Origin of the sequence: Corynebacterium sp. HS2168-gen11, from assembly GCF_024834075.1 — a bacterium.
In the GTDB taxonomy this organism is placed as follows: Bacteria; Actinomycetota; Actinomycetes; order Mycobacteriales; family Mycobacteriaceae; genus Corynebacterium.
Genome location: NZ_JANUXR010000004.1, coordinates 111,957 through 136,999, shown reverse-complemented (window position 1 = coordinate 136,999; position 25,043 = coordinate 111,957). Strand labels below are relative to the sequence as shown.

The 25,043-nt window shown below is 54.1% G+C and carries 19 protein-coding genes, 1 tRNA gene and 1 other RNA gene; 8 read left to right on the top strand and 13 right to left on the bottom strand.

Annotated features, from left to right (window positions below):
• Positions 1-31: 31 nt before the first annotated feature.
• From NXS99_RS04330 to NXS99_RS04320, 3 genes are all read right to left on the bottom strand, one after another.
• Positions 32-1,564, bottom strand: coding sequence for a catalase (locus tag NXS99_RS04330; RefSeq protein WP_259287430.1), 1,533 nt, complete (start codon positions 1,562-1,564; stop codon positions 32-34).
• A 777-nt stretch (positions 1,565-2,341) separates the two neighbouring features.
• Complete coding sequence (locus tag NXS99_RS04325) at positions 2,342-3,373, bottom strand: aspartate-semialdehyde dehydrogenase (protein ID WP_259287429.1); 1,032 nt, start codon at positions 3,371-3,373, stop codon at positions 2,342-2,344.
• 262 nt (positions 3,374-3,635) lie between these two features.
• Positions 3,636-4,901: an aspartate kinase gene (locus NXS99_RS04320; protein WP_259287428.1), complete on the bottom strand. Its 1,266-nt coding sequence runs from the start codon at positions 4,899-4,901 to the stop codon at positions 3,636-3,638.
• 184 nt (positions 4,902-5,085) lie between these two features.
• Here NXS99_RS04320 and NXS99_RS04315 point away from each other — a divergent pair, with 184 nt between their 5' ends.
• Positions 5,086-5,937 carry a DMT family transporter gene (locus tag NXS99_RS04315; protein ID WP_259287427.1) on the top strand — a complete coding sequence of 284 codons (852 nt, stop codon included), beginning with the start codon at positions 5,086-5,088 and terminating at the stop codon, positions 5,935-5,937.
• Positions 5,938-6,062: 125 nt separating this feature from the next.
• Here NXS99_RS04315 and NXS99_RS04310 read toward each other — a convergent pair whose 3' ends face one another.
• On the bottom strand, positions 6,063-7,262 hold the full coding sequence (locus NXS99_RS04310; RefSeq protein WP_259287426.1) for a hypothetical protein: 1,200 nt from the start codon (positions 7,260-7,262) through the stop codon (positions 6,063-6,065).
• Positions 7,263-7,792: 530 nt separating this feature from the next.
• On the opposite strand from NXS99_RS04310, the gene leuA reads away from it, so the two are divergent.
• The 5 genes from leuA to NXS99_RS04285 all read left to right on the top strand — a co-directional run bounded on the left by leuA (position 7,793) and on the right by NXS99_RS04285 (position 14,539).
• Entirely contained in the window at positions 7,793-9,610 is a 1,818-nt protein-coding gene (gene leuA / locus NXS99_RS04305; protein WP_259287425.1) for a 2-isopropylmalate synthase, read from the top strand.
• 195 nt (positions 9,611-9,805) lie between these two features.
• On the top strand, positions 9,806-10,951 hold the full coding sequence (locus tag NXS99_RS04300) for a S1 family peptidase (protein WP_259287424.1): 1,146 nt from the start codon (positions 9,806-9,808) through the stop codon (positions 10,949-10,951).
• A 129-nt stretch (positions 10,952-11,080) separates the two neighbouring features.
• Positions 11,081-12,319, top strand: a complete 1,239-nt coding sequence (locus NXS99_RS04295; protein WP_259287423.1) for a BRCT domain-containing protein — start codon at positions 11,081-11,083, stop codon at positions 12,317-12,319.
• 162 nt (positions 12,320-12,481) lie between these two features.
• Positions 12,482-13,801 carry a MurT ligase domain-containing protein gene (locus NXS99_RS04290; RefSeq protein WP_259287422.1) on the top strand — a complete coding sequence of 440 codons (1,320 nt, stop codon included), beginning with the start codon at positions 12,482-12,484 and terminating at the stop codon, positions 13,799-13,801.
• A gap of 6 nt (positions 13,802-13,807) precedes the next feature.
• Positions 13,808-14,539: a type 1 glutamine amidotransferase gene (locus NXS99_RS04285; RefSeq protein ID WP_259287421.1), complete on the top strand. Its 732-nt coding sequence runs from the start codon at positions 13,808-13,810 to the stop codon at positions 14,537-14,539.
• 40 nt (positions 14,540-14,579) lie between these two features.
• Here the strand turns inward: NXS99_RS04285 and recR are convergent, their stop codons facing one another.
• From recR to ffs, 6 genes are all read right to left on the bottom strand, one after another.
• Positions 14,580-15,236 carry a recombination mediator RecR gene (recR, locus tag NXS99_RS04280; protein WP_259287420.1) on the bottom strand — a complete coding sequence of 219 codons (657 nt, stop codon included), beginning with the start codon at positions 15,234-15,236 and terminating at the stop codon, positions 14,580-14,582.
• A 159-nt stretch (positions 15,237-15,395) separates the two neighbouring features.
• Positions 15,396-15,716: a YbaB/EbfC family nucleoid-associated protein gene (locus NXS99_RS04275; protein ID WP_259287419.1), complete on the bottom strand. Its 321-nt coding sequence runs from the start codon at positions 15,714-15,716 to the stop codon at positions 15,396-15,398.
• A gap of 76 nt (positions 15,717-15,792) precedes the next feature.
• Entirely contained in the window at positions 15,793-18,201 is a 2,409-nt protein-coding gene (locus NXS99_RS04270) for a DNA polymerase III subunit gamma and tau (RefSeq protein ID WP_259287418.1), read from the bottom strand.
• Positions 18,202-18,246: 45 nt separating this feature from the next.
• The gene (locus NXS99_RS04265) at positions 18,247-18,807 is read right to left on the bottom strand and encodes a suppressor of fused domain protein (protein ID WP_259287417.1); all 561 of its coding nucleotides are present in this window, start codon (positions 18,805-18,807) and stop codon (positions 18,247-18,249) included.
• 22 nt (positions 18,808-18,829) lie between these two features.
• A complete protein-coding gene (locus NXS99_RS04260; RefSeq protein WP_259287416.1) occupies positions 18,830-20,101 on the bottom strand; it encodes an aminotransferase class I/II-fold pyridoxal phosphate-dependent enzyme in 1,272 nt (423 codons plus the stop codon).
• Between the two features lie 151 nt (positions 20,102-20,252).
• Positions 20,253-20,349, bottom strand: an RNA gene (gene ffs / locus NXS99_RS04255) — signal recognition particle sRNA small type.
• 131 nt (positions 20,350-20,480) lie between these two features.
• Between ffs and NXS99_RS04250 the strand changes: the two genes are divergently transcribed.
• Positions 20,481-20,566 (top strand) — tRNA-Ser (locus tag NXS99_RS04250).
• A 198-nt stretch (positions 20,567-20,764) separates the two neighbouring features.
• Here NXS99_RS04250 and NXS99_RS04245 read toward each other — a convergent pair.
• The gene (locus NXS99_RS04245; protein ID WP_259287415.1) at positions 20,765-21,952 is read right to left on the bottom strand and encodes an HNH endonuclease; all 1,188 of its coding nucleotides are present in this window, start codon (positions 21,950-21,952) and stop codon (positions 20,765-20,767) included.
• A gap of 114 nt (positions 21,953-22,066) precedes the next feature.
• Positions 22,067-22,960, bottom strand: coding sequence for a tRNA glutamyl-Q(34) synthetase GluQRS (gene gluQRS / locus NXS99_RS04240; protein WP_259287414.1), 894 nt, complete (start codon positions 22,958-22,960; stop codon positions 22,067-22,069).
• A gap of 24 nt (positions 22,961-22,984) precedes the next feature.
• Here gluQRS and NXS99_RS04235 point away from each other — a divergent pair, with 24 nt between their 5' ends.
• Entirely contained in the window at positions 22,985-23,632 is a 648-nt protein-coding gene (locus NXS99_RS04235) for a queuosine precursor transporter (protein WP_259287413.1), read from the top strand.
• A 5-nt stretch (positions 23,633-23,637) separates the two neighbouring features.
• Here NXS99_RS04235 and NXS99_RS04230 read toward each other — a convergent pair whose 3' ends face one another.
• The gene (locus NXS99_RS04230) at positions 23,638-24,999 is read right to left on the bottom strand and encodes a threonine/serine exporter ThrE family protein (RefSeq protein WP_259287412.1); all 1,362 of its coding nucleotides are present in this window, start codon (positions 24,997-24,999) and stop codon (positions 23,638-23,640) included.
• Positions 25,000-25,043: the final 44 nt, after the last annotated feature.

Sequence of the window (25,043 nt, the reverse complement as noted above, 5' to 3'; positions counted from 1 at the left end):
GTGGTGGAAGCTGGTTTTTTATTAAGGGATGTTACTTCTTGGTTGCAAACAGTTCGCGAACGCGCTTGCCCAAGTTCTCATCAACTTGATCCCAGTAGAGGTAGACACGTTCTTCGACTTCTGGGGAAACGCCGACCATTGCGTTGGTGATGTTGTCAGCCAAACGCTCCTTTGCACCGTCATCCATGACCTCACGGTAGAGGATACCAGCCTGGACGAAGTCGCCGTCTTCTGCGTGCTTCACGTATGCTGCACGGGTCAGATCGGTGCCGTGTGGATCTGGATTGACATACAGATCTGCGGCTTGACCATAGGTTACGCCGGAGGATGAGGTCTGACCATCATCGAGGTAGCCTGCACCCTTATCGAAGCGGTTAGGGTTGTAGACTGGTGCTTCAGCTGGGTTGAAGAAGTACTCCATATTGCCCTGGTGTGAATAGGTGTTCACTGGGAAGATTGGCTGGTTTACTGGCAGCTGACGGTAGTTTGCACCAATGCGGTAGCGGTGTGCGTCTGCGTATGCGAAGGAACGAGCCATGAGCATGCGGTCTGGGGACAGGCCGATACCTGGAACCAAGTTCGCTGGGTCAAGCGCAAGCTGCTCGATCTGTGCGAAGAAGTTTTGTGGGTTCTTGTTCAACACGAAGTATCCGACGTCGATCAATGGGTAGTCCTTGTGGGACCAAGTCTTGGTCAGATCGAATGGGTTGTAACGGTAGGTCTCCGCCTCTTCGAATGGCATGATCTGAACCTTGACGTCCCAGATTGGATAGTCGCCGTTCTCGATTGCATTGTAGAGATCTTCGCGCTGGTAATCAGCGTTCTTGCCAGCCATTTCCTGAGCTTCTGCATCGGTGAAGGTCTCCCAGCCCTGGCGGGTCTTGAAGTGGTACTTCACCCAAACTGGGGTGCCTTCTTCATTGATCCACTGGAAGGTGTGGGAACCGAAACCGTCCTGGTGACGAGAGGTCTTTGGTGTACCACGATCGCCCATGAGGTAGGTTACCTGGTGAGCGGATTCTGGGGTACGGGTCCAGAAATCCCACTGTGCGTCAGCGGAACGCAGGCCGGATGGGCCGATGCGCTTCTGAGAGTGAATGAAGTCTGGGAACTTAATGCCGTCACGCAAGAAGAAGGTTGGGGTGTTGTTACCAACGATGTCGTAGTTACCTTCGGTGGTGTAGAAACGCACCGCGAAACCGTGAACGTCGCGCCACGTATCTGGGGAACCCTGCTCACCAGCAACAGTGGAGAAACGTACCGCGATTGGGGTAACCGTGTTTGGCTGGAACAGTGCAGCCTTGGTGTACTTGGAAACATCGTGGGTGATGTGCAGTTCACCGAATGCGCCGTGGCCCTTTGCGTGAGGGTTACGCTCTGGAACGCGCTCACGGTTGAAGTGTGCCAACTTTTCAATCAGGTGAATGTCATTCAAAACATTTGCACCCTGTGGGCCTGCGGTGATCGAAATATTTTCGGAAGCAACTGGTGCGCCACCATGCTGGTGGGTGTTGCCGCTCAATGCTGGGCGCTTACCCTTGTTGAGGATGTCATCAGTATTCATAATCTGACTCTCTTTCTGGATACATTATTAAGCTATAACAATGTTTTCCTATGATTAACGTTTGATTGATAGTCTATATAGGGTAAATAAACTTTTCAAGCAAGCGTTACCTAAAGTCACTACCAATAAACACTGCTTGACATCACAAATTCCTCTTTCCGCAGTTAGCCCGCCTATTTGTATAAAACAAGCACTGCTCTTGTCATTCTTTCGATGGAACACGAGCAGGGGGCAACTTTAGGCGGAGCACAGCGATTTCTGACGCATGACGCCTCTTTTCATACATCCGCAATACATGTGTTTTTGCCCGTTCTCACACTTGCTGACACTTGGCGCAAATTTCTGCTCTACGCTGGATGTTTGCTACTGATCCCATTGCCCAAGCACACGGTCAATAAAAAACATATACTCACACACCACCTGCCACTTCCAGATATATGCACGAAGTTTTGAAACGGCTCACGACGTGTCAAACACAGTTAAGCGAATCGACAAGCATGACGAGCGCAATATTGATTGCATCACAACTCTATACGGGTACGCAGCGGTCGGTATCGCGTACGGCGGTAACGAGCATTGACATAGCAGTGTAGCCCCCGTACGGCAGTACGCCGCCGGCACATCCACACACCGCCCCGACAACCACCACCGCACGCACACCAAAACTCTGAGCCCAAAGGCCCAGTTCACCAATACTGCATTCCTTAATAGGGGTTGGAGGTCGAAAAAATCCCGCCTATCGCAATAGACGGGATCTTTCTGAAAGCTTATTCGGCCTTAGACCAGCAACTCTGCGATCTGGACAGCATTCAGTGCTGCACCCTTGCGCAAGTTATCGCCAGAGACTACGAATACTAAGCCCTTGTTCTCATCAACGGTTTGATCTTGGCGAATACGTCCCACCAAAGAATCATCCTTACCAGCTGCAGCCAGTGGCGTTGGAACGTCAACAACCTCTACGCCTGGGGCTTGTGTCAGCAGTTCCTTGGCTTGGTCTGGGGTGATTGATTCCTGGAACTCTGCATGCACAGTCATGGTGTGACCAGTCAAAACTGGAACACGAACGCAGGTGCCAGAAACCTTCAGATCTGGGATATTCAGGATCTTGCGGGATTCAAAGCGCAGCTTCTGCTCCTCATCGGTTTCCAGGGAGCCGTCATCAACCAAGTTGCCTGCAAATGGCAATGCATTAAAGGCAATTGGTGCAACATATGGACCAAGCTCTGCAAATTCAACAGTCGAGCCATCGTGCACGAATGTTGCAGCATCATCGCCAGCGAGTTTGATTTGCTTGAGCAGGGTCTCGACACCCGCCAGACCCGAACCAGACACAGCCTGATAGGAAGAAACGTGCAATTTCACCAATCCAGCCTGCTTGTGCAGTGCATGCAGCACTGGAATCAGTGCCATGGTGGTGCAGTTCGGATTCGCAATAATACCCTTGACCAGGTTGTTCTTTGCCTCTGGGTTTGCCTCAGACACAATCAAAGGCACTTCTGGATCCTTACGCCATGCCGAGGAGTTATCCACAACAGTTGCACCTGCTTCAGCAAACAGTGGCGCATACTGCTTCGAGGTGGAACCACCAGCAGAGAACAGCGCAATATCAATGCCTTGCAGCGATTCAACGGTGGCTTGTGCCAGATCTTCAACCACAACATCTTGACCATTAAATGGAAGGGTTGTGCCTGCAGAACGAGCAGATGCAAAGAAACGAATCTTCTCAGCTGGGAACTTACGTTCTTCTAAAATGGAACGCATGACGCGCCCAACTTGGCCGGTAGCACCAACAACGGCAACTGTGGTCATAGGACAACCTCTCATATAGTTATGTTGAAAATTACCATAAGCTTACCCCACTGCCCCGATTTGCATGGAACGTGACTGCATAAAAATTACAAGAAGTCTCAATATTTCCAGCGCGTTTCCATGCTCACAGCTTATCGACGCCCCTTGCATTCCTCAGGTATACCCAACCGGCTATATCCCAAACCTCTTGAGACAGCAGCAAAGGCCTGATCCACGCCCGCGACGGGCAAGAATCAGGCCTTTATTTGCTAAAAACTTTGAATTAGCGGCCGGTACCTGCGTACACGGTTGCTTCTTCTTCGCCACCCAGTTCAAAGGCATCATGCAATGCCTTGACAGCTGGAGCAATATCGGATTCCCGAATAATCACAGAGATGCGAATTTCAGAGGTGTTAATGATCTCGATATTAACTTCTGCATCGCGCAGGGCTTCACAGAAGGTTGCGGTGACTCCTGGGTGGGTCCGCATGCCTGCACCAACCAACGAGACTTTGCCGATCTGGTCGTCGTAAAGCACGTTGCGGCAGGTACCAGCAGCTTCGAGCTTCTTAAGCAGCTCAACCGCGCGTGGACCGTCGGCACGTGGGCAGGTGAAGGTGATGTCGGTGCGATTATCTGCCAGGGAGGAGATATTCTGGATCACCATGTCGATATTGATTTCGGCATCAGCGAGCACGCGGAAAATTTTCGCAGCTTCACCAGGAAGATCTGGAATGCCAAGAACGGTCAGTTTTGCTTCGGAATTGTCAGTTGCGACACCAACAAGTACTGCTTCTTCCACTGGAATATCCTCCATAGAGCCGGACACGAGGGTGCCAGGGTCATTGCTATACGATGAACGAACACGAATTGGAACATTAAAGGAACGCGCATATTCAACACTGCGCAGCACCAAAATTTTCGAGCCGGACGCAGCCAGCTCCAACATTTCTTCAAATGAAAGCGAATCCAGCTTTTGCGCGTTTGGCACAATGCGTGGATCGGCGGTGTACACACCATCAACGTCGGAATAAATCTCGCACTCATCAGCGCCCAAAGCGGCAGCCAGTGCGACTGCGGTGGTATCAGAACCGCCGCGACCTAAGGTGGTGACATCACGAGTTTCACGGTTCACGCCTTGGAAACCAGCAACCAGACAAATCTTGCCTTCATCAAGTGCTTCGCGCACACGACCTGGGGTGACATCCACAATGCGGGCGTTACCATGACGTTCGGTTGTCAGCACACCAGCCTGAGAGCCAGTAAATGACTGTGCTTCGGCACCATAGGAGGCAATTGCCATTGCGACCAGTGCGTTCGAGATGCGCTCACCTGCGGTTAAGAGCATGTCCATCTCACGGGCTGGCGGCACAGGATTGACCTGAGCAGCCAGATCGAGCAATTCGTCTGTCGTGTCTCCCATTGCTGAGCACACAACGACAACATCATGCCCTTTTTTCTTTGTTGCGACAATTCGTTCTGCCACGCGTCGGATTCGCTCCGCGCTTTCTAACGAAGAGCCACCATATTTTTGGACGATTAGCGCCACGGCTCAAGCCCTTTCTGAAATTTCATCGCACGTACCGTTGGCGCATTTCAGGTCATTGAGATGTGTCCAACACTGTTTGAGAAAAATTTCGTGAGTATTTCTTTCGCTGTACAGGTATACAAGAATACTATTTCATCGTTGTGCCTTGTGCATAGTTTCCTAAACGGGGTTAGGGTGGAGTGTAATGCATAACAATTTTTTAGCCGTATGTTTTGCACTGCTCTCTGCACTCGTGATTGCCTGGGGAACAGTGGTTCGTCACCGTATCGCAGAACAAGCTCCCGCCGATGGTACGTGGTCAGGTTCACCGCTGATCACCGCCATTCGTCGTCCCTTGTGGTGGTTTGCCACCTCAACAGCGCTGATTGGCTATTCCTTGCAAGTCGTTGCCTTAAGTTATGGCTCCTTGCTCATTGTGCAACCCTTGTTGGTGTTATCTCTGATGTTCACCATGCCGATGTCGGCAATTTATGACAAACGCCCTCTCTACCGCGATGAAATCGCATGGGCTGCGGTCTTAACCATTGCCGTGGCCACGCTTATCACGCTCGGCCGCCCACTTCCGGGCAAAGGACATCCTGAGCTGTATGTGTGGCTGGCGGCATTAGGAATTGGCTTAGGCGTTATTGCAATTATTTACTTTGCGACGCGGACCAAAAACAACAATATCCGTGGCATTGCCTTAGGCGTGATTGTGGGCATTATCTATGGTTTTATCGCCGTACTTTCCAAAGCCACTGTCGATATTTTCTACCAGAGCGGATTGCTTGGATTACTGACCCACTGGGTGTTTTGGGCCTTAATTGCTGGTGCGATTGGTGGCACAATTGTGCAGCAATTTGCCTTTAATACTGGTGCGTTGCGTTTATCACTACCATCCATGACCTCTGTTGAGCCAGTGATTGCGTTTACCTTGGGCTATGTGATCTTAGGTGAGCACTTCCATGTGCATGGTTTGAATTGGATCATTATGGCTGTAGCACTGCTTGCCATGATGACCTCTACGTTTGCACTTTCTGCGCGCGCGAATAGTTAGGGACATCGCCGCAGGCCACTGCGGGACGGGGGCACTGGAGCCGTCACTGCGGCACAGCTGCGAAACGACGCGGCCACTGCGGGCTGCTGTTCGCAGGCATTAACGCCTCTTGCAAGAGATGCACGTTAAATTGCCCACTCGAAAATTGCTAGCATATACGCTGAAATCACCAGTCCACTCCAAGCCCATCCAAGCAGCCCTCCGACAAATACTCGGCGCGAACATACTTCTTCGGCTTTGATTATCGCCGGAAGCAACAGCAAAACAGCTGGTAAGAGTAATCGTGGACGAGAGTGCATGATGCCGTCGGAAAGCAAGACGTTCAGGGCAATACTTGCTACTGGAAGCCATACTTCCCACGGCATCGCGCGCCAGGAAAAGCATAGAATTACGGCACTGGACACAATGGATGCAGTGGCGATGAAATACCCGAATTCTTCCCAGGGCTGTGCGTGTTCGTAGACCCACTTGAGGGTGTGCACGCCGCCGTCGAAACTGGAATTCCATCCTCTTGCTTGCATGCCGAAATAGCCGCCGATATCGCGGGTGTGCCAGGAGGCCCATGCTAGGTAGCTTAAAACTGGTACTGCTGAAAGTATCGCGGCTATCCATGCTTGAGCTTGTCGACGATGCAACAGTGCCACAATCACAAAGAAACTGGCCACCAGATCAATGGCCGTAAGGCGAAAACATCCGGCAAGTGCGATCCATACGGCAGCATGCCACCAACGTTGATCTAACAGGGCGAGCATTGCCCAAACCATAAATGCTAAGAAGATGGCTTCGGTGTAGACCATCTGAAACACGATGGACATTGGCGCTGTTGCAATCACGATTACGCTTGCGATTCGGCCCCACAGGTGTGCGCCGAGCCGAGCGGCAAGTTTCATTGTGCCGAGGAGCAGTGCAAAGGTGCCGATATTTGAAAGTAGTGCTCCAATGACCCCAATATCTACGCCGGTGATGGTGTACAGGATACGTAACAGTGCTGGAAGCCCTGGGAAAAAGGCGAGCCTGGTGGAGGCGATTTCAAAATCGGGTGGGCTATGGCCGTCTTTGCTGAAATAGCCGTAGAGCGCAATATCGCGGTAGTGGTGAGCGTCCCATACAAATAATTGTTCGGCCAGAGAACTATCGGCTGGGGTGTACCACCACAAAATCAGCAAACGCAAGAATGGAGCGACCATGGCGATGCTGATCAGCGCGATCCAATCATAGTGAGTCAGCGTTTGTGGTACGCGTTGTGCGATGGTGAGCCACTGTGTAATGCGGGTGCTCAAGACGCGATGTTGCACTGTTTGAGAAGGTTGCTCTCCTACAGCCATCTGCCATGCCCCTTTCCTACCTCACGAACAGCGATATGCCGGCTAATTGTAGCAAGTGGGTTTTCCATTTTTCTTCCATGAGCGGTGAAGCTGAAATATGGGACGTACTGGGCGCACACGAAGCGTCGTCAAGCAAAGCGTGATTGCATAAGGTGTGACAAGTAGTTTCTCACTATGTGAAATACGCGTCTCACCCCCTAAGCACCCCCGTTATGCTGCAGATAGTTTTCAGCCGTGGCATCTGGCGCGCTAAGCTAGAACGCATGCAGCGTGCGATTCTTCTTCTTATTCGCCGCGGCGGGCTTGAGACCTTCTTTTCGGTTTAGTGGTCGGCGCCCCGTCGCGGAGTTTTGACGTGCATAACAGCACACACCCGCTGACCCGCCTTGACCTGCATAGCACGCTCGAGCATCGAGCAAGACAGTTTGATCGTTACGATACTTTTCTCCATGCATACCTCAGGCCACCGGGAATATCGCACACTATTTTTATACATTTTTCTATATTCACAGCACTAAAGGATTTTTATCATGTCCATCCACGACACGTTCATTTCTGCACCAGCCACAATTACAACTCCTGCCGGTGGCCGTCCTGCTGATCAGCAGTCATGGAATAAACAACAAAATTCGTCCATGCCGGCACATCGCTACCAGCCTTTTCATAAGGAAGTTGCCCCGGTCATTTTGCCTGATCGCACTTGGCCAGAAAAAACCATGACAAAAGCGCCGGCGTGGTGTGCTGTCGATTTGCGCGATGGTAACCAAGCGCTGATTGATCCAATGAGCCCTGAGCGCAAACGGCGCATGTTCGATCTGTTGGTGCAAATGGGTTACAAAGAAATTGAAGTCGGCTTCCCATCTGCGTCGCAAACGGATTTCGACTTCGTTCGAGAAATCATTGAGCACAATCGAATCCCAGATGATGTGACTATTCAAGTCTTGGTTCAAGCTCGTGAGCATTTGATTCGTCGCACGTTTGAAGCGTGTCAGGGCGCGAAAAATGTCATTATTCACTTTTATAATTCGACGTCGATTTTGCAGCGGCGCGTGGTGTTCCGGAAAGATACCGACGCTATTAAGAAACTTGCGACCGACGCAGCGACCTTAATTAAGGCCATTGCTCAGGATTATCCAGATACCAATTGGCGTTGGGAATACTCGCCTGAATCATTTACCGGCACTGAGTTGGAATATGCCAAAGAAGTGGTTGATGCAGTCGTCGAGATTATGGAGGCCACCCCTGAGCATCCAATTATTATTAACCTGCCAGCAACGGTGGAAATGATTACCCCGAATGTGTATGCAGATTCCGTAGAGTGGATGCATCGCAATTTGGCGCGACGCGATTCCATTATTTTGTCACTGCACCCACATAACGACCGCGGCACTGGTGTTGCCGCAGCAGAACTGGGCTATTTGGCAGGCGCGGATCGCATTGAGGGCTGCTTATTTGGCAATGGCGAGCGCACTGGCAATGTCTGCTTAGTGACACTCGGCTTGAATATGATGACGCAAGGCATTGACCCGCAAATTGATTTTTCCGATATCGATCAAATTCGCCGCACCGTAGAATATTGCAACCAGCTACGCGTTCCTGAGCGTCACCCATACGGTGGCGACTTAGTCTTTACCGCATTCTCTGGCTCGCACCAAGATGCGGTGAATAAAGGCCTGGACGCTATGGCCTCGCGGATTCGACCAGGTGCGACCCACACGGATATTAAGTGGGAAGAATTACGCGATGAGCTGTGGGAAGTACCATATCTGCCAATCGATCCAAAAGATGTCGGCCGCAACTACGAAGCTGTCATTCGCGTGAATTCGCAATCCGGCAAGGGCGGCGTCGCCTATATTATGAAAACCGATCACGGTTTGGCGCTGCCGCGTTTGCTGCAAGTGGAGTTTTCTTCCGTGGTCCAAGCTGTCACCGATGCCGAAGGCGGCGAGGTCAGTTCTGCTCGCATGATGGACATCTTCACCAGCGAGTATTTAACAACCACTACCCCACTGCGTCAGCTGAGCATGCATATTGATACTGCCGATACCGAAGCTGATGAAGCAAAGGTCACCGCCCACCTCGAGGTGAATGCCCAAGAAACCACGATCCAAGGCCACGGCAATGGTCCGATCGCAGCGTATACCAACGCCTTAGAATCCCTGGGCATTGACGTGGAAGTGCAAGAGTATATTCAACATGCTCGTACTGCCGGTGACGACGCTGAATCTGCGGCATTTATCTATGCCCTGATTAACGGCCAAGGGTCATGGGGTGTTGGCATTGCCGGATCGACCACGCACGCTTCATTAAAGGCCATTACCTCTGCCGTGAATCGCGCATTGAGCTAATCGACGCGTACGACGCATCGCAAATCTTCGCCCGCTGTTACCAGGAGATATATCTCACAGTACAGCGGGCGAATCTGCTGTAAAACCAGTCCTCACCACGCACAATAGTATGAAAATCGACTCGTATGCCGCGCATCTGAAATTTTTTATACCGAAGCTTTTCCTTCGGAAGAATCAAAGGATTAGGCTAAGCGTATGAAGATTCAATCGCTGATGCGTACCCTGATAAGCGCTGTTCTTATTGGCGCACTTGTTCCAGCTCCAGTAGCTACTGGTCAAATCGCCAAAGACAGTCCAGATTTCGTGATCAATCAAGGCGATCCGATTTATTTGTTGGAACCTGTCGGAGGTGGCGATGCTAAATTATCAACCTGCACCGTAGGCTATGTTGATAAAGCCAACAAGCGCCTTTGGACTGCTGCGCACTGTGGGAAAGACGGATTGGGCACACTCTATTCGCATTTCAAAGCAGACGGATCTCCTTATAATTTCAACGATATCGAAGAACTTAAGCAGGCCCGGCTCTTTCAAATTGGCGATCTTCACCACGTCTATCCAGGGCGCTACACGTTTATGCCGTCAGAGGATCCTCAAGCACAGCTGACTTCCGAGGAATCGCAAGAAATCAAGAAGCAGCGCGTTTATGATCTCGCTTATATTGACATTTCTCAGTATCCTCAAATCGCAGGTATCAATCAGTATTCCGGCGATACAACGTACTGGCCAACAGTCGGCGAAAAGGTCTGCCGCTACGGCGCACGCACTGGCTTAATTAAGCCACTTCACCCAACCAACAAAGTCTTCTGCGGCACGGTCATTGATGTCAATGACTATTTCGTCTACACCTCAGCACTTGGCACAGAACAAGGCGATTCCGGTGGACCAGCGTGGGTTCCAGGCAAGGGATATATTGGTCAAGTACTTGGATTCGAAGAATTCACCCTACAAAACAACGTCCCTGTGACCCGCTCCAGCACGATTATTTTCAAACAGCCAATTGATGGTGTCCCTCCTCTGTATAGTGATACTTCAGAGTTCCCGCACCCACAGATTGATTTCGATCAGCTCGCAACACCTGCACAAGAAGTAACCTTCGACAGCTCCACCTATGGTGGTACCGGCCAGCCGCCAGCAACCGTGACGATGCAGCCAACAACTACACCGACCACTCCAACGTCGACAAGCACAACGCCGGTGGCACCTACACCACCGCAGTCAGGAAGCAACACGTCGAGCACGGCAGCAAAGATTTTATTTGCTGTCATCGGCATTTTCGCTGGTATTGCCGTAGTTGCATTGCCATTCCTGCAAAAATTCCTCCCTTTTAATATTCGAGGTTAAAAGGGATACCTGAGAACAAAACACACGTTTTATGCAGGATCCAAACTGTGGGTAGATTCCTTTCTGAAGAATCTACCCACGTTTTCATTTTCGCACCTTCGAAGAAGGCGCGTACTACAATAAGACACTATGCCTGTAATCGAAGTTTTGAGCAGCACATCCGATGTGCATCCGCCGGCGATGCACCCGTCGTATGCCGCCACACACAACGCTCATGCTTCCGGTACTACGCGTCGCCGCCGACGCAAACAGCGCCCTAATCAGCATCCACGCAACCTCGTCACGCTCACGCCTGAAGAACTTGCCGCGCAAGAACAGCAGCGAGCGCAGCGCGCAGAGCAGCGAGCTGCAGAGATTGCGGCATATCCCTATGTGGTTGTCACCATTAAGGCCACTGGCATTCATCCAAGCACCGCGCGGTTAGTGGTTGTTGATGCCGTCTTATTTGCCGAAAACGGCAGCTCGGGCGATTCATTCCATGCGGTATTACAATCTGGCACCGATGTGGGACCACAGCATTTACATGGGGTTACCCCAGAAGATATTGCAGAGGCGAAACGCTTTCCGCAGATTTTGAAGGCATTAGGGCGCTTCATCGACGGTCGCACATTAATTGTGCACAATACTCCTGTGGTATGGGGCTTTTTGCATGCCGAAGCCCGGCGCGCCATGGCAAATGCAGCGCGCGCCAATCGGACTCGAAACCGGCAGCGCTCACAGCGTCGTCGTCGCGTGGGAAGAATCCCAGTACCTGCAGAAATAGCGGATACTTTAGCGAGTGCACGCCGCGAGCTGCAGGACATTGCCGATACTCGCGTTGCGAGCGTGGCACATGCCTTGGGGCTTCACGACGCCGACGCGCACGCCACCGTCGCACGCGCACGAATGCCGGAACTCTCAACCACCCGTGAAGAAACGCACCTGACGGCGAAAATCTTTTTCCATACTCGCAGCCAAGGCACACTGGTCACACGTACACCAGAGAACCTCACAGCGGATCGATTCGGGCTGCAGCGCACCCAGATTCGGGTGCAGGCGGCAACGCAAATTTGTCGCTATAGCAACCCTGGGGTGTATCGCAAAGGTGGAGATTTGGTGCAGGGCATGGAGGTTGTGGTTGCGCCTGAAATTATGCTTGATCCTGATCTCATTATTGCCGCTGCGGTTGAACACGGGCTGAGTTACTCTGAAAAAGTGACTCGGCAAACCTCGGTGGTGGTGTGCAATACCACCAATACGCAGCTGCTTGGCAAGGCAATGCACGCCTCGCGAAAAGGGGTGCCGCTTATCAGTGATGAAGAATTTTTGGCTCTGGTGGCGCGCACGCAGCCAGGCGCACCGCTTGGTCGCGAATACAGGCGGCATTAGCGATACGCGGTGCGTGGCGGCGTCGTCAAGCACAGCTCAAGTGTGGACGTCCCCATTAAGGAGCTTGGTTCGGCAACCGGCCTTAATGGGGAAGGTTGAAAAATAGCTAAGTTGGCCACAGTAGTTTCGATCGCCCCAAAAATGTAGCTAGACTTGGGGACTATGAAGCTTCCTTCTCTTTCGTCCCTTGCCCGTCTGGCAACCGACGCCGCACACGCAGCCGGTTTGGATAAAGCCCGCACGACTGTTGCTGTGGGCCTGGCACAACTGGCAACCGTGGCATCTCAAAAATCTGGGCGTGGCTCCGGTGGCATGATTGGCGGCCTGATCGCTGAAAAGATTGACCCAGAGATCATGGCGAATCTCTGCAAGGATCGTCCAGTTGCCATTGTCACTGGCACCAACGGTAAATCCACCACCACTCGAATGCTTGCCAATGCAGTTCGCACGGCGCACACGGTGGCAACCAATGACAAAGGCGACAACATGGACGCCGGCATCATTAGCGCCTTAATGGCGGGACGCGATGCCAGCCACATCATTCTCGAATGCGACGAAATGCACGTCCCATCTGTCGTCGAGCGACTCAAACCGACCTGCTTAGTGCTGCTGAATCTGTCTCGCGACCAGCTTGATCGTGTCGGTGAGATTAATACGGTGGAACGCCGTTTGCGCGAGACGGTAGCCGCGCACCCAGAGATGACAGTGGTGGCTAATGTTGATGATATTTGGATGACCTCTGCCGCCTATGACGCCAAGAATGTGGTGTGGGTGTCTGCCGGTTCAAGCTGGCAAGGCGATGCGGTGTCGTGCCCACGCACCGACAGTAATATTGTGCACAATGATGGCGATTGGTACGCCACTGGCACGTTAGAGGATGGCTCAGAATTCCGTCGGCCAACACCAACCTGGTCCACCACCGATGAGCTGCTACGTTCCCCAGAAGGCGAGCAACCACTGCAGTTGTCGTTGCCTGGCAAAGTCAATCGTGGCAACGCGGCACAAGCCATTGCGGCAGCTGTCACCTGCTTCGATATTGACCTTACTGCGGCAATTAAGGCAGTTGCAGCTGTGCATGATGTTGCCGGTCGCTACTCCACCATCACCATTGGGGAGCACACCGCGCATCTACTGCTGGCCAAGAATCCAGCCAGCTGGCAAGAAGCGATGAATATGGTTGATCGCACCGCCGATGGTTTAGTCATCGCCATTAACGGCCAGGTTGCCGATGGCGAAGACCTCTCATGGCTGTGGGACGTCAAATTTGAAAATCTCGATGATCTGCCGATCAAAGCGACTGGTGAGCGCGGTACCGACTTAGCGGTGCGCCTGACCTATGCAGAAATCGAACATGAGCTTATCGACGACATGGTCGCCGCTATTCAGGCGTGTCCACCGGGACGGATCGAAGTCCTTGCAAACTACACCGCATTCCGTGATCTCAAGCGCGCCTTGGCTCGCGCGGCCAGCAAAGGAGCGTAAATACTCATGGCAACTCTGACAATCGGCCTGGTTCTCCCCGACGTATTAGGGACCTACGGCGATAATGGTAACTCCATTGTGCTGCGTCAACGCGCACGCATGCGTGGTATCGACGCCGAAATCCACACCATCAAGCTGGGTGAAGCCATCCCTGAAAACCTCGACATCTACTGCCTCGGCGGCGGCGAAGACACCGCACAGATCCTCGCGGCAGAGCATATTATCGCCGACGGTGGACTCAACCGCGCAGCACGCAACGAGCGCCCGATTTTCGCGGTTTGCGCTGGCTTCCAGGTTCTTGGGGAAAGCTTCCGCGCTTCCGGTCGCATTATTGAAGGTGCTGGGCTTCTCGACGTCGTCACTGGCAGCCTTCAGAAACGCGCCATTGGCGAGGTGCAAACCACCCCAACGCGTACCGGTTGGACAGCGCCGCTGAACCAACAACTCACTGGTTTTGAGAATCATTTAGGTGGCACCATCTTAGGTCCTGACGCTCACCCATTAGGGATGACCTCGCGTGGCCGTGGTAATACCGATGCTGCGGATCAGGAGTTCTACGAAGGAGCCGTGCAAGGCAGTGTGCTTGGCACCTACATGCACGGGCCGGCACTGGCACGAAACCCACAGCTTGCTGATTTGCTGCTTGCGCAAGCCATGGGAATCTCATTAAGGGATCTGGCGCCTTTGGACCTGGATATCGTCGAAAAGCTGCGACACGAACGCCTGCATCAAGGCTAAATGCAAGATCCTGGTAGCGATACGTTGCTACCAGGATTTCTTATAGGCGGAAGCGGCCAGTCAGCGCGCGCGACAGGGTGAGCTCGTCCACGAACTCCAAATCGCCGCCCAGCGGCATGCCAGAGGCCAGGCGCGAAATGATCAGATCTGGGAAGTCGCGCAACAGTCGCACCAGATAACTCGCCGTCGCCTCCCCCTCGGTATTTGGATCAGTAGCCAAAATCACCTCGGTGATCTCGGGGGCAGTGTCAAACAACGGCTCCTGCGCAGTCGAATCCGCCAGCTCGCGGTCTGGCAACACCCCGCCGATGCGCTGGAGCAATTGGGCGATGTTGAGCTCGCGGGGGCCGATGCCCAGTATCGGATTCAGCGCCCCATTAAGGACATGATAGCGGCCGTGAAACTCGCCAGTGCGCTCAATGACCTGAACGTCTTTCGGCTCCTCAACCACACAAATCACGGAACGATCCCGCTGCGAATCATTGCAGATCTTGCACACATCAGCATCGGAAATATTACAACAAATGCGGCAAAACGCCACCCCATCACGCACCGCCCCTAATGCCTGCTGCAAGCGGTCAATATCGGCAGGCTCCGCTCGCATCAAATGAAATGCGAGACGTTGCGCGCTTTTCGGGCCAATACCTGGTAGTCGCGAAAACTCGTCGATGAGGTCTTGGAGTGGGCCTTCAAACACGATATAACTTCCCCCATTAAGGACGTAACGGATATGCGCTCTTAATCATAGCCTGCCGGCTTTCCATTGCGACCTCACCGGCCACAGCGCTTATGCAAAAGGCCGTATGAGGTGCAGATTGTGCTGCTCATACGGCCTTGTCAGCGATATTTGTGTGGCTTAGAAAATGCCACCCAAGCTGTCCATGCCTTGGGCCAAAGGACCCATCTTTTCTTCAGCGAGCTTGGCCAGCTTCTGGTGAGCGTCGCTCAAAGCGCCCAACACGAGATCCTGGAGGGTGTCGAGATCGGAAGGATCAACAACCTCAGGGCTGATGTTTAATGCGATGGCCTTGCCCGTACCGTCGATAGTAGCCTTGACCAGACCATTTCCAGCAACGCCTTCAACGGTCGAAGCCAAAATTTCCTGCTGCGCCACCTGCAAACGAGCCTGCATAGCCTGCGCCTCAGCGATGATTTGTGACATATCTGGTTGTCCCATGGAACACCAAACCTTTCATTCGTAACGTATTCAGTGGACTTAAGCCTACCAGCCGCGCGCAAAACTTACAGGGCAACTAAATCGGTTGCCCGCCTAACTCATTGGTGACCAGATCCATCGCGAACTCCAAGGCCGAACGGTGATCCCGCATGCCCTCCTCCACGGCAGCCTGCTCAAGCATCTCAGCTTCCTCGTCGATCACGGACTCCGGTGGCTCGGGAGGCATGTGGTCCTCAGGCTCGGGAGGTGGCGGGGCATCGTCCCAGGCAGGCGAAGGCTCCACCGCACTGTCCGCCCCATTAAGGCGGTCGCGCCACGAACGCCGAGGTCGGCCGGTTTCATCGGCTGTCTGAGGCGCTGCGGTCGGAGGCGCCGGCGTGGTGCTAGACTCCGAAGGTTGCGGCGCTGGCTGCTCAAGCACCGGCGTGGCCGCAGTCGGCGCGCTACTTGTGTCGGTAGCTGGCTCTTGATCACCCAAGCGCGCTGGTTGGCCCCAGGTCGAATCCTGAGGTGGTGAGGACTGCGACGGGGCGTCGTCAAGCTTTACGACGCTGCTAGGTTCAGGTTCACGCGGGAGTTCCGGTCGCCAAATTTCGGGGTCAACGGGTTCGGGGTGCGAAAACCCCAGCGCTTTTGGGTCAACAGCCACCTCGCAGCGCACGTCGAGGGTGATACCAGTATGTTTGTGCACCAGTTCAACGAGGACCTTGCTATGCGATTCCGCGTTCAAGCGCTGCGCGAGCGCGCCTGTGTGATGGCCGAGGATGACCGCGCCATCGCGCACGCCCATTGGATACGCCTCCGTGAGCAAAATGCCCAGCACCTGATTCTGCTTCGCGGCGTCCTTGCGGATTTTCAGCCACTGAGCACGAATTTCTTGATATTGCTGCTCGGGGTCGGTGATGGCGTGGGTTGGGTGTGGGTGCTGCTCTGGTTGCGGTGCGACCGGTGCCGGTTGCTGCTCGGTTGGAGCGGGCGCAGGCTGCGTTGGCGCAGGTGCAGGTGCGGCCGGAGGTGTGGCCGGAGCGGAGACAGGCTGCTGCTCAGGTGTTGGATGCGATACTTGTGGTTGCGACGCAGCAGGCATTGGCGCAGGTGTAGGTTGTTCCACTGGCACCGCAGTTTGTGCTGGTGTTGGTGCCACAGCAGCCGTTGGTGCTTGCTCAGCTGCAACTGGTTGCGGTGCCGCAGCTGAGTGCGCTGGATGTGTCATTGGTTCTTGTGGCACGGTCGGCGCTGGCGCAGGCGCTGGCGCAACCGGTTGTGCCGCTGCAGCTTGCTCTGCGGCTAAGCGCTGTTGTTCTGCTTCTGCTTTCAGACGAGCTTCGCGCACCGATTTGCGCTCGTACTTCGGTGGAGCTGTTTGGAGAACAGGAGTGCTGGTGGACGGGGCGGCGTCGACAAGCATTTTGGCGCACAAAATTTCCAGCAACAAGCGCGGGCTCGTCGCGCCCTTAATGGAGAAGAGGCCTTCGTTGAGGATGCCGGCAATCCGCGGCAGCGAGCGCTGGTCAAAGGCGGCGGCTTCGGCAAGCAGGGTGGCAGCGCGGTCGGTGGGGGCGTCGACAAGGCCGGCGTCGATGGCTTGCGGGACGGCTTGGAGGACGAGAAGGTCACGGAGTCGCTCAAGCAAGTCCTCTGCGAAACGACGCGGGGATAGGCCTGCTTCAATCACTCGATCGACGGTGGTGAACAATGCCGCGCGGTCGGCGGCGGAAAGTGCATCAATGGCGGCGTCGAGAAGCGCATCGTCGGTGGCGCCGAGCACCAGGCGAGCATGATCATAGGTAAGCCCGCTGGCGTCGGTGCCGGCGAACAGTTGATCGAGAACCGACAACGTGTCGCGCGGCGAGCCACCCCCGGCGCGGATAACCAGCGGATATACCGAATCTTCAACATGGATACCCTCGGCGGCGACAGTGCGCTCCAGCAGCTGACGCATCGCTTGAGGAGTCAAGAGGCGGAACGGATAATGATGCGTGCGCGAACGAATCGTCCCAATGACTTTTTCAGGTTCAGTGGTGGCGAAAATGAAAATCAGGTGAGCCGGCGGCTCCTCCACAATCTTCAGCAAGGCATTTGAGCCCTGGCGGGTGACCATGTGGGCCTCGTCGATAATGAAAATGCGATAGCGCGACTCGGCCGGGGCAAACATCGCGCGATCGCGCAACTCGCGCATATCATCAACGCTATTGTGGCTGGCAGCGTCAAGCTCAGTAACATCCAAATTCCCCGGCCCATTAGGGGCCAACGCAATACAAGAATTACATACTCCACACGGCGTCGAGGTCGGGCCTTGCTCACAATTCAGACTACGCGCCATAATGCGCGCCGACGACGTCTTGCCACACCCGCGCGGACCCGAAAACAGATACGCATGATTAATGCGGCCATTATCCAACGCGCGGGACAACGGCACGGTCACCTGCTCCTGACCAAGCAGCTCACCAAAGGAACCAGGACGATACTTGCGATATAAAGCCACGGGTTCCAGAGTACCTGAAAGGGGTGCTATTCAGCACCTCCCCCATTAAGGACGTCCCCAGTCCAGCAAATCGATGCCCTGGGTCAAAAACTGCTGGTGAAGCGCCTCAACACCATAGGTCACCGCATAATTGAACTCATCAGGAGTCAGCATAATCAACTGCACCATTAAGGTCCACCGATCCGACTCGCGCACCTGCGGCGTCTGCCCGCTCCACACAAACGGCACCACCAGCAGCCCGTGCCGCACCGACACATCCTGCGGCAAATCCACGACATCCCCTAATGCGGGAAGCAGGGTGCCGGGCTGTGCGGGCAGGGAGCCTTGCGACGCCGCCAGCATCCCCACCGCCCCATTAAGGAGCTTCAGGGCCGTAGTGTCGGTGGCGCGGTGAACCACGAATATCTCCGCCCTCACATTAAGGGACTCGGCTTCTAAGCCCGTGTCAATATTCGCAGCGTCTAAGGTGACAGCCACCGACTCAGCGCCAACCCGGCAGATACCAAAATGAAACTCTGGCACCTGCCGATTGCCTTTCGACTCCGTGTAGCTGAATTCCCCAGGAAACAGTTGTTCCACCCAAACGGTGGTTTCTTGCAGATTCACGCAGTCTTACCCACGCCGTCCCTTAATGGGAGGCCGCTTTCTCGGCCGCAGCCAACAGCACACACGTCGCCACGCCGTCCATCGCGATCTCTAATTCCTCAACCGGAGGCAGCGAAGGCGCCAAACGGATGTTTCGATCATTCGGATCCTGCTTTAATGGGAACGACGAACCAGCACCGGTCAACGCAATACCTGCATCCTTGGCAAGCTTGACGACGCGACCAGCAGTACCGTCAACCACGTCCAAAGAAATGAAATATCCACCTTCTGGCTTTGACCACGTTGCAACGTCATATTCAGAGAGTCGAGAATCCAAGATCTCCAGGACACGTGCGAATTTTGGTGCAAGCGAAGCCGCATGCTGACGCATTAACGCGCGTACGCCATCTGCTGATTCGAAGAATTGAGCGTGCGCAAGCTGGTTAATCTTATTAGGGCCGATGCCGCGCACATTAGCGGTCTTGCCGTACCAGTCGAGGTTTGCCTTCGAGGATGCGAAGAAGGAGACGCCGGAACCGGCATGGGTGATCTTCGAGGTCGACGACAGGAACCAGAAGCGGTTAGGGTTGCCAGCTTCTTCAGCCATGGCGATGACGTTGTGGACAATCGGGAACTCGTCGGTAAGCGTGTGGACGGCGTAGGCGTTGTCCCACATGATGCGGAAGTCAGGTGCGGCAGTCTCCATTAAGGCCAGTTCGCGGCATACGCGCTCGCTGAAGGTAATGCCCGTTGGGTTGCCGAACACTGGGACTGTCCACATGCCTTTGACTTGTGGGTCCTTGACGAGTTCGCGGACGATGTCCATGTCAGGGCCTTCGTCGGTCATCGGCACTGGGATCATTTCGATACCGAAGTGTTCAGTGATGGTGAAGTGGCGGTCGTAGCCTGGAACTGGGCACAGCCACTTTAAGGTTTCTTCCTGACACCATGGGCGCGGCGAATCGTTATTGCCGAAAGCGTAGGACCAGGAAATCAGATCGAACTCAATATTAAGGCTCGAGGCATCGCCGGCGATGACGAGATCGGCTGGCAGGCCGAGGGTTTCTGCCCAGATGCTGCGAATATCCATGATTCCATTAAGGCCACCGTAGTTGCGGCAGTCAGTGCCGTCGGCGGAAATGTAGTTTTCAGCTGGCAGCTTCAGTAGCTCGTTAGAGAAATCAAGTTGCTCTGATGAAGGCTTGCCCCTCGTCAGGTCTAATTTCAAATTACGAGCTTTGAGTTCCTCGTATTTTGCTGTGATTTCTTCGGTAAACGAAGCGAGGCGATCGGCATCAAATTCGAGCAGGGACAAAGTGAATCACCTTCCATATTGAACACGTATTGTGCTGTCGAGATGTCATTCTTACATCTTCATCCATTAAGGATAGACGGCTGACTAGTCTCGTGCCTAGTAGCAACAAGGCCTTTCATCAGGTTGCTAAAAAATCATGAGTGTTCAAATAAAAAAGGGGACTCCGCACACCCACCAGAGCCCACTGACCCTTGCTGCATTCCTGCCCTGGGGGAGTTCATGGGATACGCGCCATGCGAAGTCCTAATCAACACTTTAACGTATTTTGTCATGAGTCCCAAATATTTCGCTCCTTAATGGCACTACCTCGAAATTTGTGAAACCAACCCCCTTTGTGTAAACTTTCCGTGGTACACATGAGTTCTTAATGTGTCACACTGGAGGATTCGACTAGCGGCCTATGTCACACGCCTGGAACGCGTGCGGGGCTAACGCCCCTCGTGGGTTCAAATCCCACATCCTCCGCAGCGAAAACCCTGTACAACGAAAAGTTGTACAGGGTTTTATTTCGTTCATGCCTACGGCGGTTTCAAGGCAACAAAGTATACCCCCATATTGATGCAGTAATCTGCCCCTTTGCTCCCTACGTTCGGCAGGCATGCCAGGTAACCATGATGCATCTGATCATCATGGTTACCTGCGTTCGATAGCTGCTAGCACTTGCTAGATAACTGCCTTTGCTCGCTGCGCCACCGCCATTCCGGTAAACGCCGCCAAAGGATTTGGAATTTTTCTCCTAATGGTGCCGTTTGGCAGTTGATACCAGACGAGCCCCGTATCTGGATCCCGAATCACTCGCCCATTTCGTGGCCGCTTCGGATCGTCATCATTTTCAAGATTATGCTGGTGACACAGCGGACACAGATTTTCAAGCTCTGTCTTTCCTCCTTGCGAAAACGCCACAATATGGTGAATATCGCACCGTACCGCCGATTCCTCGCATTCAGCGTGCTGACATACCAAGTAACTGAGAATCTCCAGGAATCGCTGATTCGGATTTGCTCGACGCTCTAGGTCATAGACATTCATTGGACGCTTCACCCCAAATTTGTCGTTGTACATGGTTACCGCAAAACCATATGGCTCCATTTGCTGATCAAGAACGTCTTCAACGTTCAGCAACGAACCATCACTAGTCACAATTTGCCCAGTCTGCAGCATGTGCACATCCCCTAATGGGATAAGGAAACACGCCCGTTGACGCATGTCCAACGTATTATTCGGATTCTCATGTTCACCCACGTACTCATAATCAACCGCGTCCGCCGCCTGTGGCCGTGCTGTCGGAATAGCACGCGTCAGCAGCGCCTTAATGAGGCCTTCTTGCGGAGTCCGCGCCATCTGCTTCGCAACCATCTGCTTCGCCTGCGGCACCAGGCTATTGATCAACCGATCCATAATTGGCGCCGGCATTTTCGCGATCAAGTACTTCATCCCATCATGATCTGCACTTGCCGAAAACCGCAAGTACCATTCGCGCACCGGCGTATACTCCCCGTTCAAGCGCTTAATTTCGGCCCGAATATGCGCCTTTGTCTCCGCAATGCTCATCTGCGCACATTGCCGAATCATCGCCGCACGCACCTCATCAACATTGACGTCCGGATTCTTCAACCGATGTCCAATGCTGGCAATTTCATGCAGCTTATCGACGCTATAGCCGTACTCTCCTGCAGCTTTCAGCAATTCACGTGACACAAGTTTCCCGATCTCCTTGATCAAAGAAATTCGCTGCTGTGAAAGATGAATCCGCCTTGATAAAGCAGGCACAGTTTCTTTAGACTTCATCACAGCATCGACCAATTCCACGCCGCGTGGCCCGAGTTGTTCGTATGCCTGTAAAATCTCCATGCCGCAACTATGCGACATCCCACTTTGCCTGTCGATTCACAAATAGGAAATGTACGGGGTGTACAAGTGTTGCGGACTCACCACAAATATGCATACCCACTCATTAAGGCGCTCTTATCCTTGCCAGGTATAAGGATTACGATCCAATGTGGCGGGATCAAAGGTCTCCAGCAACTCCTGTGGCGTTCGCGCAGCGCTCCTTAATGAGGTGGAGATGAATTGAAACGCCTCCTGCGCCCCTATTTCTCGCATGGTCACTGCCCCATCGCGCTTGGCAAGCCGCTGGCCGTTGCTATTTAACACAAGCGGCACGTGAATGAATTCTGGCGCCTTAATGGAGAGCAGGTGCGCAAGATACGCCTGGCGCGCCGCGGAGCTCAAAAGATCATCGCCGCGCACAACTTGATCCACACCCTGGTAGCCATCATCCACAACAACGGCAAGATTGTACGCCCAATCAGGCGCCTGACCACCACGCTTGAGGATCATATCGTCAACATCACCAAGCAGCTCCCCGTGATACAGGTCCTTAATGGGGAAGGTCGTGACATCGGCCCGCAGCCGGATCGCCGGCTGCCGGTTCTCGGCACGCAATTGTTGGCGTCGTAAAGCTCGTTGCTCGTCGGTGAGCTCGCGGCAGGTGCCTGGGTAGTGGCCGGGGATGCCGTGGGGGGCGGAAGCGGCCTGCTGAATGTCTTTGCGGGAACAGTAGCATTCGTAGTGCGGCAGGCGGGCGAGCGCGGTTTCGTAGGCGCGAAAGCGGGTGGTCTGGTGGAGGACCTCGCCGTCCCAGTCAAGCCCTAATGCAGCGAGGTCTTCGAGCTGGCGGGCGGCGGAGTCGGGACGGGAACGCTGCGTGTCGATGTCCTCAATGCGCACGTAGAAGTGGCGGCCGGTGCGCCTGGCGAACAACCACGCCAACGTGGCGGTGCGCAGATTGCCGAGGTGAAGATCGCCGCTAGGGCTCGGAGCGTAGCGGCCAGCAGGTGGCAAAGGTGAGGAAGTCATGTACTCTATCGTAGAATTTTTTTCATGACTCGCTACATCCCATTAAGGACCAGTCTTTATCCGCAGCTGCTTGCAATGTTCGTGGCAGTGTTCCTGATCTCGAATATTACCTCGACCAAAGGCGTGGTGATTGGCCCGCTCGTGACCGACGGGGCGTTTTTCCTGTTCCCGCTCGCCTATGTGCTTGGCGACGTCATGAGCGAATGTTATGGGTTCCGCGTGGCTCGCCACGCGATTTGGACGGGGTTTTTCATCACCCTGCTGGCGATCATTTCGTTCTACATTGCTATTGCACTGCCACCTGCAGACTTTTACACTGGTCAGGAGGCTTTCGCCGCCACATTAGGGCTGGTGCCACGCATCGTATTGGCCTCGCTAGCGGGCTATGCGGTCGGGCAACTCCTTAATGCGTGGACGCTCACGCGCATGAAAGAACGCAACGGCGACGCCGGCCTCTGGAAGCGCCTGCTCGGCTCCACCATCGTCGGCGAGTTTGGCGATACCTTGATTTTCTGCCTCATCGCCGCGCCCGCCATCGGCATTAGCACCCTTGGCGACACCCTTAATTACGTGGCGGTTGGTTTTGTGTGGAAAACCGGCGTCGAGATCGCCATAATGCCGCTGACCTACCGCGCTATTCGCTTCGTCACCACCCACGAACAGCGCGCTTAACGACGCTACCCCAGCTTCTTATGGAAATCGATCGCGTAGCCGAATGCCCAGTCGCGATCGGTACACATTCGCGCGACTCCCAAACCGCCGGCGATAAAAATGACCACCAGGCCGGCGTCGACGGCGTTAATGATAGCGCCTGAGATGTCTCGGGTGACCAGGCCGTATACCGCCCGATACATTAAGGGCCCGGGGATCATAATGACGGAGGCTGGGACTGTCATAGTGATGCGTGGAATGGAGAAGCGTCCCACAATGGCTGGCGCAAGCAGGCCGATAAGCAGGCCGCCGATAAATGCGCAGAAGAATAGGGAGAATCCGGCGGCGACGAGCCCGAGGCGTACCAGATTCACACAGGTACCAACGGTTGCCGCTAAGATGATCATTCGCTTGGATGAATTAAACAGCACCGCAAACCCTGCAATACCAAAGAAACTGGCGAACGTAGCAACGGCGTACCATGACCAGCCGGTTTGGTAGTAGACAGGGTGTGTTGGGTTCAAGCTGATCGCCAAGCCGGTCATGGTGACTGCGAAGGTGGCGGCCAGGCTGATCTCAATGGCATAAATCAGACGCGATAGTCCTGCGGTGAAGTCAAAACGCACCAAATCGAGCAGTGCCGCGAACAGTGGGAAGCCAGGAATCAGGTACAGCACGCTGGCGACATAGCCTGCGGAAAGCTGGGCTTCTTGGATCCAATTCGCTTCTTTGGCAAGCAGTCCAATACCGAAGAAGACCAGGCTCGAGACGATGCCTGATAATGCGGTGGTGCCGAGCTGATTGAAACTCTTGTGGTGCAACAGCACGCGGACGACCTGCCCTGATGTCGCAGCAATTGCCACTATTAAGGCTGTCAGGAAGGTGAAGTGATTCAGCAGGGCAAAGCCGGCGCAGGCGAAACCGGCCGCGAGGGCCTTCGTCGTTAAGCTCCAGCGGGAACCGGTATTGGCTTCAATGCGATCGAGGTTTTCTTGTAGCTCGGCAACGGTAATTGAGTTCTGCAGGCGGTTATGTGTGAACTCCTCGATGGCTTCAATGCGCGACGAGTTAATGGCAATCGCGGACTGCTCCGAGACCAGGGTCCGGAATTGTTGGCCGCGGCGGAAGGTGCAGACCACCGAGTCAATATTGACTACCACCGCGAGGTTATCGAAGCCGAGCGCACGGGCGGCGCGTTTCATTGCTCGGATCACGCGGTAACCACCTGTGCCAGAGGCCAGCAGCATCCGACCCAAGCGCACCACTTGATCGGCTTCGACGTCCATTTCAACCTGTTTATCGAGATAATTCACGGTTGCCCAGTCTACTCCCCAACTGGATACCTCTGAATCGTGCAGCAGCTCACAACACGGCTCTGAGCTGCGCATATGGCAATAGTGTGAGAATTTTTTATAGTACTTCTCACACTATT

Excerpts from the sequence above, each read along its gene's own strand:
- NXS99_RS04290 (WP_259287422.1), top strand. The coding sequence starts at position 12,482 with ATGAAGCTTCCTTCTCTTTCGTCCCTTGCCCGTCTGGCAACCGACGCC.
- NXS99_RS04300 (WP_259287424.1), top strand. The coding sequence starts at position 9,806 with ATGAAGATTCAATCGCTGATGCGTACCCTGATAAGCGCTGTTCTTATT.
- NXS99_RS04310 (WP_259287426.1), bottom strand. The coding sequence starts at position 7,262 with ATGGCTGTAGGAGAGCAACCTTCTCAAACAGTGCAACATCGCGTCTTG.
- NXS99_RS04330 (WP_259287430.1), bottom strand. The coding sequence starts at position 1,564 with ATGAATACTGATGACATCCTCAACAAGGGTAAGCGCCCAGCATTGAGC.
- gluQRS (WP_259287414.1), bottom strand. The coding sequence starts at position 22,960 with ATGACTTCCTCACCTTTGCCACCTGCTGGCCGCTACGCTCCGAGCCCT.
- NXS99_RS04230 (WP_259287412.1), bottom strand. The coding sequence starts at position 24,999 with ATGCGCAGCTCAGAGCCGTGTTGTGAGCTGCTGCACGATTCAGAGGTA.
- NXS99_RS04295 (WP_259287423.1), top strand. The coding sequence starts at position 11,081 with ATGCCTGTAATCGAAGTTTTGAGCAGCACATCCGATGTGCATCCGCCG.
- NXS99_RS04315 (WP_259287427.1), top strand. The coding sequence starts at position 5,086 with ATGCATAACAATTTTTTAGCCGTATGTTTTGCACTGCTCTCTGCACTC.
- NXS99_RS04325 (WP_259287429.1), bottom strand. The coding sequence starts at position 3,373 with ATGACCACAGTTGCCGTTGTTGGTGCTACCGGCCAAGTTGGGCGCGTC.
- NXS99_RS04285 (WP_259287421.1), top strand. The coding sequence starts at position 13,808 with ATGGCAACTCTGACAATCGGCCTGGTTCTCCCCGACGTATTAGGGACC.
- NXS99_RS04245 (WP_259287415.1), bottom strand. The coding sequence starts at position 21,952 with ATGGAGATTTTACAGGCATACGAACAACTCGGGCCACGCGGCGTGGAA.
- NXS99_RS04275 (WP_259287419.1), bottom strand. The coding sequence starts at position 15,716 with ATGGGACAACCAGATATGTCACAAATCATCGCTGAGGCGCAGGCTATG.
- leuA (WP_259287425.1), top strand. The coding sequence starts at position 7,793 with ATGTCCATCCACGACACGTTCATTTCTGCACCAGCCACAATTACAACT.
- NXS99_RS04235 (WP_259287413.1), top strand. The coding sequence starts at position 22,985 with ATGACTCGCTACATCCCATTAAGGACCAGTCTTTATCCGCAGCTGCTT.